Origin of the sequence: Blastopirellula sp. J2-11, from assembly GCF_024584705.1 — a bacterium.
GTDB lineage: Bacteria > Planctomycetota > Planctomycetia > Pirellulales > Pirellulaceae > Blastopirellula.
The window spans coordinates 3967702-3984520 of the sequence record NZ_CP097384.1 but is presented as its reverse complement, the minus strand read 5'-3'; the positions used below and the strand labels follow the sequence as shown (position 1 = coordinate 3984520).

At 54.9% G+C, this 16819-nt stretch carries 11 protein-coding genes; 7 read left to right on the top strand and 4 right to left on the bottom strand.

Annotated elements, in window-relative coordinates:
- The first annotated feature begins 72 nt into the window (after positions 1-72).
- The 7 genes from M4951_RS15845 to M4951_RS15810 all read left to right on the top strand — a co-directional run bounded on the left by M4951_RS15845 (position 73) and on the right by M4951_RS15810 (position 9088).
- Positions 73-573 (top strand): sigma-70 family RNA polymerase sigma factor, encoded by a 501-nt coding sequence (locus tag M4951_RS15845; RefSeq protein WP_262022626.1) that lies wholly within the window; start codon positions 73-75, stop codon positions 571-573.
- Complete coding sequence (locus M4951_RS15840) at positions 570-2000, top strand: hypothetical protein (protein WP_262022625.1); 1431 nt, start codon at positions 570-572, stop codon at positions 1998-2000. The genes M4951_RS15845 and M4951_RS15840 overlap by 4 nt, the downstream gene beginning before the upstream one ends.
- Positions 2001-2210: 210 nt before the next feature.
- Positions 2211-3194: a DUF1559 domain-containing protein gene (locus tag M4951_RS15830; RefSeq protein ID WP_315985732.1), complete on the top strand. Its 984-nt coding sequence runs from the start codon at positions 2211-2213 to the stop codon at positions 3192-3194.
- Between the two features lie 109 nt (positions 3195-3303).
- Positions 3304-3753: a hypothetical protein gene (locus M4951_RS15825; protein WP_262022624.1), complete on the top strand. Its 450-nt coding sequence runs from the start codon at positions 3304-3306 to the stop codon at positions 3751-3753.
- Positions 3754-4206: 453 nt separating this feature from the next.
- A complete protein-coding gene (locus tag M4951_RS15820; protein WP_262022623.1) occupies positions 4207-6885 on the top strand; it encodes a hypothetical protein in 2679 nt (892 codons plus the stop codon).
- 675 nt (positions 6886-7560) lie between these two features.
- Positions 7561-8589, top strand: a complete 1029-nt coding sequence (locus M4951_RS15815; RefSeq protein WP_262022622.1) for a DUF1559 domain-containing protein — start codon at positions 7561-7563, stop codon at positions 8587-8589.
- Positions 8590-8701: 112 nt separating this feature from the next.
- Complete coding sequence (locus tag M4951_RS15810; RefSeq protein WP_262022621.1) at positions 8702-9088, top strand: hypothetical protein; 387 nt, start codon at positions 8702-8704, stop codon at positions 9086-9088.
- A gap of 137 nt (positions 9089-9225) precedes the next feature.
- On the opposite strand, the gene M4951_RS15805 is transcribed toward M4951_RS15810, so the two are convergent.
- From M4951_RS15805 to M4951_RS15790, 4 genes are all read right to left on the bottom strand, one after another.
- A complete protein-coding gene (locus M4951_RS15805; RefSeq protein ID WP_262022620.1) occupies positions 9226-11865 on the bottom strand; it encodes a M1 family metallopeptidase in 2640 nt (879 codons plus the stop codon).
- 105 nt (positions 11866-11970) lie between these two features.
- A complete protein-coding gene (locus tag M4951_RS15800; RefSeq protein ID WP_262022619.1) occupies positions 11971-14181 on the bottom strand; it encodes an FdhF/YdeP family oxidoreductase in 2211 nt (736 codons plus the stop codon).
- Between the two features lie 158 nt (positions 14182-14339).
- Complete coding sequence (locus M4951_RS15795; RefSeq protein ID WP_262022618.1) at positions 14340-15383, bottom strand: glucose 1-dehydrogenase; 1044 nt, start codon at positions 15381-15383, stop codon at positions 14340-14342.
- Positions 15384-15553: 170 nt separating this feature from the next.
- Positions 15554-16450, bottom strand: coding sequence for a carbohydrate kinase family protein (locus M4951_RS15790; protein WP_262022617.1), 897 nt, complete (start codon positions 16448-16450; stop codon positions 15554-15556).
- Between the last annotated feature and the right edge of the window lie 369 nt (positions 16451-16819).

The window sequence follows — 16819 nt, the reverse complement described above, 5'->3', positions numbered from 1 at the left end:
TTCCGGTTGTTGCCCGTTGGACCTATTTGGCTCATGAACCCTAGGGATAGCCAGTTTACTGACGAAGACTTCGTGCGTCTGTTGACGAGCTATCATAGCCGCATTTTGCATTACATCTGCTCGCTGGTGTCGAATCGAACGCATGCCGAGGACGTCATGCAGGAGGTGTCGATCGCATTGTGGGAAAAGCGGGATCAGTACGATCCGGATCGCAATTTCTTTGTTTGGATGCGCGGCTTCGCCAAGGTGAAGGTGCTGACCTATTATCGTCAGCAATCGAGAGCTCCCTGTCAGCTGACAGAGGATACGGTGCAAAAGATAATTGCCCGCGTCGACTCGAATCAACATGCCGTCGAAGATCACTTGGCCGCGCTGCGTTATTGCCTACAGCAACTTCCCGAAGAGCAGAGATTACTTCTGGGCAAATTTTATAAGCCGATGGCGGATGTGGAGCTAATCGCGGAAGAATTCAACATTCGACCTAGCACGGTCTATGTGAGAGTTCACCGGATTCGAAAATCTCTCCTTCAATGCGTCCATCAATACTTGGCTCGCCTGAAAGTTCTCGTATGAAATCCGGCTTCCCAGAACGATTGCCCGAGTTGCCTGAGGTTTCCGATCAGGTCGCCGACTTTATCGGACGCTGCGTCTCTGGCACGGCGAGCGCCGAGGAGTGGCGCGAGCTGAATGACTTGCTAGACCGAGACGAAGACGCGCTGGCGTATTTTGTCGCCTACACCGACCTAAACGCGTCTCTGATTGTCACTTCTCCCGATATCCACCTTCCCACCGCGACCAAATCTCAGACGGAAAATTTCGGTTCTCCCATCCCGACGGACAAACAGAGGATGGTGACCGTGCTGGCGGCCTGTGCCGTAATCGCGTTGCTGATGACATGGGTTGTGCGTTCGCAGATGCAGCGTTCCACCGAGGAGATTGCGAGAATCACTTTCTCCAGCGCGAGCGATTTGCAGGTGATCGACGGAGCGAACTCCAATCGCGAAATCCCCGCAGGCGGATCGATCCGTTTCTCTGACGGATCGGTCGGCGTTTCGTTGGCCGCAGGCGTCGACATGGTGATCGAAGGACCTGCTGAGCTTCAGGTCGTCCATCGCAACGCTTTGCGACTGCTATCAGGAAGTTTGATCGCCGACGCCCATGGCGCAGCGGAAGCGATTTCGATCGAAGCGCAGCGTTGTACGGTGAATGATCAAGGAGGCCGGTTTGGCCTCTCCTCTTTCGCTGGACAACCGGACAGCATCGCCGTGTTTCAAGGGAAAATGCATGTCGCTCAACAACGGAATACTCAGGTATTGCGCAAAGGGGACGCGATTCAGATCGACGAGAGCGGCAAGATAGTGCGTTTGTCATCCGTCGTCGCCGGGCTTTTTCCTGATGAGCGTGATATCAACAGAACGGCGCATCATTCCGCATTGATTGCATCGGTGCAGGACAACATTATCGATGACTCTGACTACGGCTTTTATCAAGTCGCTCCCAAGGGATTTGGAGAAGACGCGCCTGCGTATGTGGATAGAAATCATCAGTGGAATGGCATTGGGCCTGATGCGATCCCGCATTTTCTGCGTGGCGCCGAGTACGTGAAAACAATGGACTACGATCGAATCCATGAAGAAGCGTTGCAAATTGATCTCGAGCTGCGTGCTCCGGCGAACGTCTACATTCTCTACACCGAATGTTTTGTCGTGCCTGACTGGTTGAGTCGAGATTATGTCGACACGGGGTTTCGTGTCGGATTGGACGAGGGGCCTTATTTCGATCCTCGGATCGAGCAGGATCAGCATGCCCACACCGAATTGGGCGTCGGCCCCAACTGCAGTATCGAAGGGAATTTTTCGGTCTGGTTGCGCAAGGTTCCAGAGGCGGGAACGATTCGGCTGGGAGGGGTGGATTCTCGACGACGAGAGTTGCCAAAACCAAAATATGGAAGTCACGACGGTTCGAATATGTATGGGATTGTCGTAACGCCGCTCGAATGAAATGGGATGCCGCACACGCTGCACAGGGCGAAGTTTTTTCGTGAAAGAATCGAAGTTGGATGAAAGGAAAATAGCGTTCGGGCTAATTCATCGTGAGAGCTGTGCTTCGTACTTAGCGTGTGGCGAGCTCCGTTTCAGCCTAGATCTGCATTCCTCGATGTTTCTGTTTAGCACTCAATATACTCATCTAAATCTTCCGCAGGAGACTGTATGAAAACGTTTCAAAACCGAGGTTTCACCCTCGTAGAATTGCTGGTCGTTATCGCCATTATCGGCGTCTTAATCGCTCTGTTGTTACCGGCTGTCCAGCAAGCGCGGGAAGCTGCACGTCGTATGCAGTGCAGCAACAATTTAAAGCAGATGGGGCTAGCGCTGCAGAATTATCACGATACTAACAAGGTGTTCCCTCATGGTGATGAAGGTCTTTCAGGATCTTGGGGGAGCAATTGGCGGCTACGAATCATGCCGTTTTCCGAGCAATCGGCGCTTTACGATAAGTGGCAATTTGGAAATGGTCATGGTTGGAACAGCACTTCGATTGGACAAGCCAATCGGGCGTTGATTGACGGTTTTACCGTGAACTGGGGCGAATGTCCTTCTAGTCCCCTTGAACGCTTTCTGGTGAATGGGAGCGATAATCTCTTTCAATTTTCGTACTTCGGCATTTCCGGCGCAGAGAATAGTCCGGATGGAAAATTTGTCAGTAGTACGCGAAACGTCGCCGCTCCGGCTGATAATAACCCCGGCGGCGTCTACACGGCGGACGGAATGTTGCCGGTGAATGAGACGATCGGTATGCGGGATTGCACCGATGGAACGTCGAATACGTTCATCGTCGGTGAGATCGCGAACTTGACCTTTGATGCGGCGCGTACGTCAAAAGGGGACCGTCGACCTGGTTACTATTGGGGCTGGCAGATGGGAGCGCCGGACACCAAGAATCAAGAGGATACGTTCGTTTCCGCTTCTACGGTCACGATCCGATATTCGCCCAACGCTGATGTGCTTGATCAGGATGGCGTAGGGAGCGGAGGCGGATGGCGACGCAATACGCCGTTAACGTCGGCCCATCCCGGCGGAGCGCTGGCCGTGTTCGTGGACGGTAGCGTTCACTTTGTTCCGGACACGATTGATCTTAGCGTTCTGACCTTCCTCGGCGTCCGAAATGATGGACAAGTAACGCCTAATCTGTAGGGCGCACAACGACGGAGTCAAGAATCAGCAAGTCTCGATTGACTGTCATTCGAGACTGCGAACTCGCAATTCTCCCCTTCCTTTGATTCGCGGAAAGGCGCAGTCGCCAATGTTGAAACATCAATCAATGAATCTCTACCAATTGTCTTTGCTCGTCGCGTTAGGTCTTGCTTTCGCTGGTTGCAGTCAGGATGGATTTCGTGGGCCAACCGGCACGGTCGGCGGAAAGTTGACGCTCGAAGGTAAGCCAATTTCGCCGGGGACGATTATTACGTTCATCGCCTCGGACGGCTATATCGCAGCCGGCCAGACCGGCGACGATGGAGAATTTGATCTGCTCTTCAAAGGTTCCAATCAAATTCCGGTTGCCCACTACAAGGTCCAAGTTGCTCCGCCTCCGCGCGAGGAGGGGGCCCATTTTGATATGAGCGCTTCGCGGCGCGGAGCAATCGCAGCAGTCCGTCCATTTCCGCCAAAATATGGCGCAAGTTCGACGAGCGGACTGGAAGTGGAAGTGCGAGAAGGAGAGAACTTGCCGCTGGTAATTGACCTGAAGTAAGAATCTCTCTTTCGCTTGGCTTGCGGTAGCTGCAATCTAATTTGCCTTTCCATCGTCAAGCAGAAGATCTTTCCTCGCCGTTGCTTGAGCCAATTTTCGATGCCTTGTTGCGTTGGCGCTACCGATATGCGCGCATGCCAACCACAAGTTTGACGCCACCGCTTTCCGTCACGACGAAGCGCATTATCACCCACTCGACCATTTTGGTTTCCTCCCCCAATCGTCATAAGTTTTCGGCGTCGCAAGTTGCTTTTGAAATTGTGATTAACGCCGGGGTTCTTTGCCGAATCGCTGAGCTGCGGTAGCCGCACGTTCTGTTACTGATCGAATTTCGTAATGCCTGAAAGTCAGATTTTGTCTTCCTTCATCCACACCTCCAGATCCCTGAAAGTAGTTACTGACATGCGTTCCGACAGAGGCAGTAGTTTGGCTGAGCCGCCTAGATTGACCAAAATGCGAGACGTACGACGCCGCTTGGCAATCGCTGGCTTGATCCTGATTTTGTTCGGATTGTCACGCAATCCTCTCTTGGCGAACAACTCGGAGAGAGTGCATTTGGTGATGGATGGGGAGATCTCGAAGCCTGTCGAGCATGCGATCACGGCGCTGAAAAACGGGTTGCAAAATAAGTGCGCCGCAGTCGACATAGGTTTCAAAGTGGAACCATCCGCGGATGTCAATTTGATTATTGGGATTCCGGGCCAAAGCCGTCTGGTGGATCAACTGCTAAGCGAGCAACAGCTCTCGGTGCCGGAGGAGGCCGAGTCGTTGTTAGTTGCGAAAATATGGAACGCTACGAGACCGCAAGTATTGATTGCGGGACGTGACCCACGAGGCGCGGCCTACGCATTGCTGGAAATCGCAGAGTCGATCCGCTTGGCGAAGGAACTCGACTCTGTTTGCGACGCTATTCAAGATTGTCGCGAATCGCCCTACTTGAAAGTGCGCAGCGTCACCAAGCAACTCTTTAATCAAGACGTGGAACGCGATTGGTACGAGAGCGAGGAATATTGGCACTGGTATTTCGGCATGCTCGCAAAAAATCGGATCAATAACTTTTCACTAACTTTCGGACACAACGCCAATTACATGATTCCGCCGTATGCGTGGATGTTTGACGTGCCTGAGTATCCCGACGTGCAAGTCACCGGCATGTCCCACGAAGACCGCGATCAATGTTTGCATCGCTTCCGCCGGATTACCGAAATCGCCCAGGAGCATGGGGTTGGTTTTACGCTGGGGCTGTGGACCCAATTGCCGGTCGTCGAAGTTCGCGAGGGGCTCGACTTTGGCGAGTCTCCTGTTATCAATCTGCCGAGTGGTTTAGAGCGGGCGAAGTACTGCGCCAAAGGGTTGGAGAAGCTTTTAAGACTGTGTCCCGATATCGCAGGCGTGCAATTGCGGATGAATCTAGAAAGCGGAATTCCACACGAAGAGCAAGAGCGTTACTACCAACTGCTCTTCGAGGGGATCGCCGCTTGCGGCCGCTCGGTCAAGTTAGACTTGCGGTACAAGAGCCTCAGTCAGCAAACGATCAACTTGGCGCGCGACGCCGGGTTAGACGTTAACGTTTCGACGAAACATTGGTGCGAGCATATGGGGCTTCCCTACAATCCGGCGGCGGAAGACATCGCCTATTCGGCAAGCCGTTATGGATACGGCAGCATGCTGCGACACGATCGAAACTATCGGGTGACGTATCGTTTATGGAACGTAGGAACGTCGCGACTCTTGTTGTGGGGAGATCCTGGTTACGCCGCACGGTTTGCGGAGAGCTGCACCTTGGGAGGTGGTGAAGGTTTTGAAGTGTTCGCTCCTCTTTCCAATCAAGGGTATGGCGACGCGCCGGGAACTTGGCGGATTTTCGCCGATGAAGCGTTGGAACATTACCGCTGGGAACAGGAGCGATATTGGGCCTTTTATCTCGCGTTTGGACGTTTTGGCTATAACCCCGATATGCCGCGCAGAGTCTGGTCGCGTGAGTTCGCCCATCGATTTGGAGACGCTGGGGCCCAGGTCGAAGCGGCGTTTCGGGCGACGAGTCAGGTTCTGCCGTTGATTACAGCCACAACCCAGTTCAGCGCTAACAATTGGCGATTTTGGCCAGAAATGATGGCCTGCATGCATCTTGATGCGTATCGTGCGATCCAGCCGAGCGACTACGCGCAATTTTATGCGATCGCCCCGTTCGCAAGTCGACAGCAGTGGCGATCCGAAGGTTGGGCTTCCATTCACTCCGCCTATGTCGAAGATGCAATTCAGGGAAACCTCAACGCGAAGTGGACTCCGATTCAGGTCAGTCGTTATCTGTCGCAACTCGCCGACGAAACCGAGGTCGCGCTCGCCGCTGCGGAGAAACTTCAAGAAAACAGCGCTGCTCAAGATCCGGAATTTGACGCAACTTTGATCGACTTGAAAGTTCTGGCGTTGTTGGCTCGCTACCACGCGGACAAGAAAATAGCGGCGACCCATCTTGAGTTCTTCCGGATCACGAATGAGAAAACCCGCTTGAAATTTGCCTGGAAGCACATTCAAGCGGCTCAAAATCATTGGACTCGAATCGTCGATCTGACCAACGATCACTACTACGACGATCTCGTGCTGGGCTTCTCCAAAGAATACAACTCCGATTTCGCCAGCCGCTTGCAAGAGCACATTGGACATTGGAAAGATCGGATCGTTGACGTGCAAAAAGATGTCGATTTTGTGGCGCACTTGATGGATCAAAATGCCGTAAGTGAGCGAAGTCTCTCTGCAGCCGAAGAAAAAGGGATGAAGCGGTATCCCGGCGAAACGCTGGAAGATGCGAACATTACGTTCCGTCATGAGCGAATCAAATCGACCTTTCGCGGACAAGCGATTCCGGTGGTAGTGCATGTTTCTAGTGATCGGCCGCTCGATTCGGTATCGGTCTATTATCGCCCGCTGAATCAAACCAAGTCCTGGAACCAAATGGCGATGGTGGAGGAAGGCGCGGATGGAGCTTATCAGGCACAGATCCCAGCGGAAGAAATCGATCCCAACTACGATCTTCAGTACTACATCGAAGCTCGTCACGCGGAAGGAGGCGCGCTGTGGCCTAATTGGTTGAACGAGACTCCCTATGTAGTCGTGCCGGTGATTGCGCCGTAGTACTCACAAGCCGGAGCGAAAGGCGACTATTGGTTCGGCTTGCCGAAAAGCGATCTAGCTCACCATCTAAACGTCGAATCGCCAAGCGACCGTTCATCACGAGTCGCTTGACGGTGCAAGCAAGTTGGTCGAAGTCGGCTAGACGCTGGCCATTCGACGTTGGATCACGTTGGAGTTCGCTGCGCGGTTTGGGATTACTACGCCTACGGGTTTTACCGGCCTGATTTTCCCAAGTCAAAGAGGCCTACAAACAGAATACATATGCAAATTCGCTGCTGCGAAGTTGTCGCGCGCTGCCCTACGGGTTGCCGAAGCTGAAGAGAGATTTCCGACAATTGAGTTAATCGCTGCGAAACTTTGAAAAGGTGGCGGAGCGCTTCTTTTCTTCTGTCCCCGCTATTTCACTTGCCCCATACTTCCACGATTTGCAAACGATCTCACATGACACGAAATTCAATTGCAATTTTTCCCCTACTACGAGCGGAATGGGCGCAGAATTAATTTAGCCTGTTTTTTTGTGACAGGCATTGCCGTTTTTGAGCGTCAATTAGCGCACGCTGCGCATCCGTTGACTTGCTGAAGCCTTCCTCAAATACTTGCTACGTTGTGATCATTATGTTGGTTCGCCGGCACATTCACGCATCCCAATTCATGCATGCATTTGAGGTTTTCTTTATGTCTAGACCCCCCTATTCCCGCCGTGGTTTTACCTTAGTCGAGCTGTTGGTCGTCATCGCGATCATCGGCGTGTTGATTGCTTTGTTGCTTCCCGCTGTGCAGCAAGCGCGCGAGGCGGCCCGCCGCATGCAATGCACCAACAATCTGAAGCAGATGGGGCTCGGCATCCATAACTGGCACGACACCTACGGGAAGATCCCCCCGTTGATGAGTCATGTGGATCACCAGAGTTTCTGGATTTATATGATGCCGCAGATGGAGCAAAACAACGCCCATGACATGTTATCCGGCAATAACGTTAACGGCGGCAACAACTTGAACTACCCGAGCCTAGATAACTGGGACCGCTTAACGGATACGGAAAAAGAGGCGCTGTCCAGCATCCCCTACATGCACTGCCCCTCGAAACGTTCAGGCACGCAGATGATCAACGACTCATCCAACCCCGCACGTGGTCCTTTGTCTGACTATGCGGCCGTGTTTCTCTATCGCGATTTGTACGATACGGCGAGTGAAGACGGCTGGTGGAACCATTACTTCGGGTCCAACGCGGATCATCTTGCCGCGCAAAAAGGGGCGCTTACGTTGGCCAGAGTCAACGAATCGTTGCCAGGCGACGTCCGATTTACGCAAGCCAAGCCGCAACTTTCGTTCGCTTCGATCACCGACGGCTTGAGCAACACGGCGATCATCGGCGAGAAGCATCTTCGTGGTAACGAAGTCGGCAAGTGCTGCGGCGGCGATGGAACGGATGGTTCGTACATGTTTGACGCCGGCAACTGGCGTGAATTTTTGCTCTCTCGCAATATTCGCCAACGTTTCGGCCGGGGACCAAATGACACGACTCCCGACGATATGTACGCGACCGCGCCAAACACGCAGGTTGGTTTCGGCAGTTATCATCCCGGCGTTGTCGAATTTCTGCTGTGCGATGGTTCGGTGACCTCGCTGTCGCAAAACACGCCAGAGCTCATTCGCCGCCAGTATGGCCATCGCAGCGACGGAACGGTCATCGCCAACCAGTAAGACCATGTCTGCGCTAGTGCGGCGACAAAAGTGACGATGGCGCGCCTATCTGACGCCATCGTCAAATCTTGGGGTGGGAAACAACAATGCAATTTCGAAAAGGATACCAAACGTGACTAGATTGTCTGGCATGATTACTCTGCTGTTGGCGACCATCGTGCTCGTTGGTTGCTCCGGCTACACTGAAAACCGGGTGATCGCCACGGTTAAATTTGAGGACGGAACGCCGTTGACGTCCGGCCAGGTGAGAATCATTGGCGACGAATTCGAAACCTTTGGTTACATCCAATCGGATGGCACCGTCGATTTAGGGAAGATTGATGGCGGCGTTCCTAACGGAATCTATCAAGCGTCCATCGACGCCTATGCGACCGATCCGTCAGGCGGCGTTGGCAGGAAATCGTTGGTCGCGAAAAAGTTCCAATCCTACGAAACCTCCGGTATCCAGATCGAAGTCTCTGGAGACAAGGAAATCGAGATCGTCGTGGAGAAGCCCTAAGACCATACGGCAGTCCAATTGTCGCTAAAGTAAGCCGGTCAAACATGCACTGACCGGCCCAGGTCCGACGCAAAAAGCCACACCGCAATTGCGGTGCGGCTATGGTTGTGCAGGTGCAAAGATCAGCACTGCTCCGCTTACTTCGCTTTGGCTTCGACCTTCTTTTTGAGCGTGTTCACATCCTCGGTCAACTTTTCGTTTTGCTTTTTCAGCTCATCGATCAGTTTGCGAAGTTCGCTCAGTTCACGCGGAGCAGCTGGTTTTTCGGCGCGTAGTTCTTCGATCGCCTTTTTCGCCGCCGCTTCCGATTCTTTTTCTGCGGCGCTAGCGGCGAAGGTTTCAAGAACGCTCAGCGCTTCGACGTCTCCCAGCAGACCGAGCGCTTGCAGCGCTCCTTTGCGGACCGGGCTGCGAAGGTCGCTGAGTTGGGCTAACAGCAGTTTGCGCTGCGCGGCGGTATCGTCTTGATCTTCGCTGATCCGGGCCAACGTGGTTAACGCCGAGGCCAAGCCTGACGTGGTGAAATCACCGCGGCGCGTTTTAATCGTCTCCATCAACACGCTCGCCATACTTGAATCGCGTCGAGCGTTGATCGCATCGATGGCGGCGCTCAGTAGTTCGTTACGGAAGGTGTTGGACTTTAACAACTCGAGCAGCAATCCATCGACCGCTTCGTCATGGTATTTTCCCAGCGAGCGGACCAGCGCGGCTTGAATCGCCGGGTTCGATTCGCTGCGGACCATTTCGACAAACTCATTGACCTGCATCGGACGATAGAAGCGGCCGAGCGCTTCGATCACTTCCAGGCGAACTCGCGCATCGCTTTGCTCGGTCGATGCGAGCAAAGCGTCAAACGCTTTGTCGTTATGAATTTTTTGCAGTGCTTGAGTCGCTTCTTTGCGAACGCCGTAGAAAGAGTCGGTTTGTAGAGCCGTTGTCAAAGCTGCGACCACGTCGTCCGACTTTTTCTTCTCGAGCTGTTCGATCGCCCGCAGGCGGCCGACCATATCCTCCTGATTCTTCAGTTGGGCGAACAGCATTTCGTTCGGCTTCTCGAACGTCACGCGTGCCAACAGAGCGTAGTCGGGATCGAAGCGAACGACTTCCGGCTTTTCGTCGAGCGGCACGAACCACTCTTGCTTTTTGCCGTCCGCACGGAACGTACGCGACACTGATCCGCTGTTGGAGTCAAAGCGGAAGGTCGCGGGGAACGCATACAGCAGAACCGCATCGTTGGTTTCGTGGGTTTGCTCAAGCGTCAGATGGGCCAGCTTTTCGTGGGGGAGCCAGCGATAGGTGATTTTGAGATCGGGAAAGCGAGCATGATAAACCCATTGGTCGAAGAACTGATCAAAACTGCGACCGCTCACTTCTTCGATCGTTGATTGCAACGCCGGCGTCGCGACGCTCGACAGCGCGTTTCTCTCGAGATAAGTCTTGACGCACGCGCGAAAGAGATCTTCGCCCAGCTGATTGCGAAGCATATGCAGGACCCAGCTCCCCTTCGGGTAGGCGCGATAGTCAAACTGCTGGCCAGAGTTTTTGTATTGGTTCCAGACGATTGGTTTCTTGTCGCTGGTTTGCGTAAGGATTCGTCCGGTTGCATCGCGATAGAGACCGTACAGCATCGCGTCGCGTCCCGACTTCTTCCCCTCGTACAAATGCGTGTAGTACGTTGCGAACCCTTCGTTCAGCCAGAGATGGCTCCAATCAACGCAAGTGACGTAGTCGCCGAACCATTGATGCGCCAATTCGTGCGCGTCGAGACCATGCGACGTTTTCACGTTTTCGGTCTCGTCGGCGTAGATAGTGCCGTCGGTAAGCGTGGTGATGGTTGTGTTTTCCATCCCGCCTGCCAGAAAGTCGGCGATGGTGACCTGGTCGTACTTGGGCCACGGATAGGGGACGCCGATTTCTTTCTGATAGAAATCCATGATGTCGGCAGTATCCGCGAACGAGTTCTCCGCATGTTCCTTCCACGAAGGCTGCGTGTAAAAGCCGAGCGGAACGTCGCCTGACATCTTTTCGAGCTTCTCCAGGTTGCCGGCGACCAGGCAGATCAAATAGTTGACGTGCGGCTTGTCATGCAGCCAATGCACGACTCGCAGCCCTGACTGGGCGTCGACTTCGTCCCCGATCTGCCGACCATTCGAGACGACGGTCATCGTGGGCGGAACGCGGCAGATCACTTCGGTGGTCGAACGTTCGTTGGGATAGTCGAAGCAGGGAAACCACTGGCGAGCGAAATGCGATTCGCCTTGCGTCCAGCAATGGATGTCGTCGGCAGGGTAACCCATCTCCGGCGTGCGGAAGTAGAAACCGCCGGTCGGTTGGCTGTGATGGGCGATCTCGACAAACGCTTCTTCTCCCACCGGAATCGGCTCGGCGAAGGCGATCGTCAATTCTTTTTTGGTGGAAGCGAAGTCAGAGATTTCGGCCGATCCGCGGACGCGATCGATCGTCAGCTCCATCGCGTCAAGTTTCAATTCTCGTAGCGGCTGGCGCAGCGGGACAAATTGGATCGTGGTGACGCACTCGACCGTCCGCTTAGAAAAGTTTGGCGTCACATCCAACTTGATGTGCAACACGTCTACCTGGCGAATCGGCGCGTAGCGGCGTCCATCTCCTTCCAGATCGACGCCAAACATTCTGCGAGCGTCATGCGCATCGCCGCAATAGCGACAAACGCGATACTCTTCGCCGGCGTCGGCAGCGAGAGCAGAAAAAACGCCAAGAAAAAGGGAGAAAACGCCCAGTGCGAGTAGGCGGTGCGTCATAAGTCTTCTCGGACGAGTGGAAGGAGTTGGGGGCTCTTTATTACTTTAGTCGCGTTGCCCTCTTCGTACACCCTGGCGTCTATGATTCTGCGCACAATACCTGGGCTAAGGAACCGAAGGAGCGAGGGCGCCCGATCCAAGCGGGCGGACGTCAATCACGACTCCTTTGAACGCCGGCGTCTTTGACTTGGGGTCGGCGCGACGCGCGACCAAGACGTTCGCTTCGGGGTAGTACATCAACGCATTGCCGGGGCGGATATCTTCGTACTCGCGGACCAGGAATCCGCGGATCACGCCGACGTCAGAGATGATCTCAACCTGCTGATCCTGGCCCAATCCTAACCGGCGACAATCGTCTGGGTGAATCAAGATCACGTCGCGGCGATCGATGCCGCGGTAGATGTCTTCTTCTTCGTAGACGACGGTATTGAACTGACCTTCACTCCGTACGGTCATCAGCCGCAGTTGGTTTTCAGCACCTTTGAGCGGTGGAATCTCGTGCGTGAACAGTTGCACTTTGCCGGTCGGCGTGGGGAAGATCGGCGTGTGAAACGTTCGCCCGGCGATTTGAAACTCTTGTTTCGTTTTGTCGATTGTCTCGATCTTCTCGAAGCCCGGCACGACCTGGGAGATCGCGTCCCGAATCTTGCCGGTATCTTGCATTGATTTCCAATCCATCGCGCCGGCGTCCCCCAGCGTATCGCTGGCGATGCGAGCAATCACTTCGACCTCGCTCAGCGGACCTTGCAAGCGTCGCGGTCCGCCGTCGGAGAGTCGGACATAGTTGAACATTGACTCTTGGGTGGTCGGCTGCGGCTCTTCGTCGCGCGCCAGGACCGGCAAAATGAGGGTTTCTTTCGCCAGGCCGTTGGCATGACCCGTGTTGAGCGTCGTGCTGAGAAAGACCATCATCTCCAGTTGCTCAAGCGCCTCGCCGGCGAACTTTTGCTCTGGGTTAGAGCCGTACAGATTGCCTCCGAGACAGAAGCCGAGCTTCAACTCACGTCGATGCGCCGCTTCCATGCAGGCGAGCGTATCGAGCCCGACGGTTGTCGGCAGTTGCAAATTGAAATTAGACTCCAGACGTTCAAAGATCGCCTTTTTCAATTGCGGCGTTACGCCGACCGAGCCGATCCCTTGCACGTTGGAGTGCCCGCGAATCGGCATTAGCCCTGCGTGCGGTCGACCGATCATCCCCCGCATCGCGGCCAGAGCGGCGATCGCTTGGACGTTGTCGACGCCGTGCGCATGATGCGTGATGCCCATCGTCCAACTGAAGACGACGTTCTTGGCCTTGGCGTACCGCGCGGCGATGTCGTTGATCTGCTCGCGATTGACGCCGGATTTGGTGACGATTTCGTCCCACGAAAGCTCACGCAAATGGGCGAGCCAAGCTTCGCTGTCATCGCAATGTTCGGCCAGAAATTTGACGTCGGCGGCGCCCAGTTCGTCGATTTGCTTAGCGATCCCTTTCAACAGGGCCAAGTCGCCGCCGATATGGGGCTGAATATACTGCGTGGCGATCTTGGTGCCAAACAGCAGACTGATCGGATCGCTCGGAACACGGAAATTAACCAGGCCGGTCTCGATCACCGGATTGATGACGATCACCTCGCCGCCGCGACGACGAATATGCTTGAGCGATGACATCAGTCGGGGGTGATTGCTGGCCGGATTGCCGCCGATCAAAAAGACCAGATCGGCATGCTCCACATCTTCCAGCACCAGCGTCGCCGTCCCGCTGCCGATGGTCGAAGCGAGGCCGACGCCGCTCGCTTGGTGACAGTAGTAGCTGCAGTTGTTGACGTTGTTGGTGCCGTAGATGCGCGCGAACAGCTGCAGCAGAAAGCCGGCCTCATTCGAGCTGCGTCCGCTGAAGTACCAGAAGGTGTCATCGGCCGGCAGACTCTTTAGCTTGTCGGCAATGCGGCGAAAAGCTTCTTCCCACTCGATCGGTCGATAGTTGCCGGCGCCGCGCTCGTAGAGCATCGGTTGAACCAAGCGGCCGCTATGCTCCATTTGATACGGCGTGAACTTCGAGAGCTGCGCGACGCTGTAGGTTCGCCAGAACTCCGGCTTGATCGCGCCTTGCATGTCGGCGACCATCGCTTGCAACGACTTTTTGCAGACTTCGGGAAAGCTGCCGGCTTCGTTGACCATGCCCCCGCTTTGCCCTCCCATGCCCAGGGCGCAAGTCTTGCAGGCATTCTTGCTGCGCATCGCTTTCCACAGTTTCCAGATGCCGCCGGCCTGGCGTCCTTTGGTGAACGTGTATTTGATCGCTTGCCAACCGCCGCCGCTGGTGAGTTTGCGCATGATCTTCTAAGGGGGAGAAAAGAAGGGAAGGGGGAATAGAAGAATCATAGCAGACCGCGCCCCTAGCGACAAAAAAGACGCTCGGCGAATTGTCATTCGTCGAGCGTCTAGGATTGGGGCGGAAGACACGGCTCACAGAGCCGTGGCACGCGAAGCATCTAGCCATCAGCGACGTTGACGTAGACCTTCAACGCCGAATTGTCTTCGACCAGCAGACGCATCATCTCTTTGTAGTTGTCGAGACCATCGACCGGGTTGGTCAAAATCTTTTCCAGCACGCCGGGATAGGTGACGTCGCCCAGCGCTAGATCGCGGATGCCTAGTTCAAAGTGCTCGCGGTTGGCGTTGACCGAACCGAGTAGCAGTTTGTTGCCTAAGACCCATTCGATGTTCAGCTTGTCGCTGGGAACTTCGTGTTGCACGTTGGCCCCGGTAATCGACGTCCAAACGAGCACGCCGTTGTGTCCCAGATATTTCATCGCGTCGAAGGCCATGCGGCTGCTGCCGGTCGCATCGATAATGATTTGCGGCCGACCGGTCTTCTTCACCAGCTCATCCAGCGAAGTTTCTTTGGAACTGACGTAAGTCGCTTCCATCCCTGCGACGATTTCGGATTTCAGATGCGGACCTGGCGCTCGAGCGATCGTATGAACCTGCAAGCCGCGCAGTTTCAAAACCAGGGTCGAGAGCAGGCCGATCTGGCCGGCGCCCATCACCCACGCGACTTCGGGACGCCAGACCTTCATGCGACGCTGGACTTCGTACGCTTGATGAATCGCTTTGGCGGCGCAGCTCATCGGCTCCATCAGCACGTGCAAGTGCTTCAGTCCGGTTGGCACTTTGACGATATATTCTTCTTCGTCAGCCATGTACTCGGTCAGAAAGCCATGCAGCAGGTTGATTCCCCGCTCATAATAGACTTCTTCGCTGGTCATGTCGTACGTACCGATCTGGTCATAGATCGATCCGCCGGGACGGCGCACGGTGGCGGTGACATAATCGCCGGGCTTCACCCGCGTGACCTGGGGGCCGACCTCTTGGACGACGCCAAACGACTCGTGACCGAGCACGAGATATTTGTCGCCGGGAGGGGCTCCGCCGTACCAGGCTTCATTGATCTCTTTGTCGGTCGCATCCACGCCGACTTTCAATATCTTCACCAAGACCCCGTTCCCCTTGGGAAACTGGTCAAGCGAGGGCATGGGAATATCTTCTAGGTGGACGCTGTGGGGCGTGCCGGGCGTTACCGCGACTGCCTTCATTGGTGAGTTACTCTCATCAGATGGTGCAAGCGACGCCGCTAGGGTGCGGCTAAGATCGCCTATCGTACCAAAGGCCCTACAGGCTCGAAAAGTAGGGCCCACTCGTTGATCTACGCCAAATCTTGCGGGATTTTAGCGATTTCGGCCCTTAAATCAGGCATCGCGCCAGCACTCGAAGCAACCAGCGCCGCGACGTGATTGGCGAAGCGGGCCATCTCAGCGACCGATTTTGCGTGGACCAGTCCGTGCGCGATCGCCGCCGTAAACGAATCCCCAGCGCCGACGGTATCGGCAATTTGGATCGGGATCCCCGGCTGACGGCTCTGCTCGTCGCCGCGCGCGACCAAGCAACCGTCGCTTCCTAGCGTGATGCAGACCGCCTTTAGCCCGAAGAATCGCTGAACTTCGTCCGCAAAAGGGGCAAGGTCGGTAGGGAGACCAAAATTTTCGGCCAAATAGACGACTTCGTCTTCATTCAGTTTCAGCGCGTTGGCCAATTGCAGCGAAGACTCGATCAGCGACTTGTTAAACCAGGGAGGCCGCAGATTGATGTCATAGATCTTCCAAGCGTCACTCGGCGCGGCTCGCAAGCAATCCGAGATCATTGCCTGGCTTTCGCGACAGCGCTGGGCCAACGTGCCGAAACAGAGGACCGACGCTTTCGCACACAGCACTGCGGACTCCGGCGTAAACTCCAAATAGTCCCACGCAACATCGTCGACAAACGTATATTGCGGATCGCCATCCACAAATTCAACGCGTACTTGCCCTGTCGCATGCTTTGCATCGCGCTGAACGTACTGATCGCTCAGGCCATGCCGCGAAAGATACTGGATAAATTCATCCCCTAACTCATCCGCGCCCACGCGCGAGAGGACGACGCCGTTCAAACCCAGTTGCCGCGCATGAAAGGCAAAATTAGCCGGAGCCCCCCCAGGACGCCGCTCATCCGGAAAGCAGTCCCATAAAATTTCGCCTAGGCCGATTACTGGTCGAGATTCTGTCATCGCGTTGTTGCTGGTTCCTGTTGTCAATTCGATCTCACTCATTCCAGTCTAGGGATCTCCACGCTTGCGCCCAGCGGAAATCGAGAATTGCGGATTGGAGTTTGTCGAATCCGATTCAAGGAGGCGAAGAATAGAACACGGTCAGGCCACGTCGGGTAGCCCGACCAGTTCGTACAGATCTGATTGGGTTGCGCAGCAACAAGATGTTTCTCCCTGCGGCCGCAAAGCTTGACCCTCTTTCTGATCACGATCCCTGATTTTGACGCACACGCGTCATTCAATCGCGGCGTGAATTGGAAGCCGATGGAGCGTCATCTTGTTGCGAAAGCAACCCAAGCGAGTCTTGGACAGACCCCTCACCCGACCTGG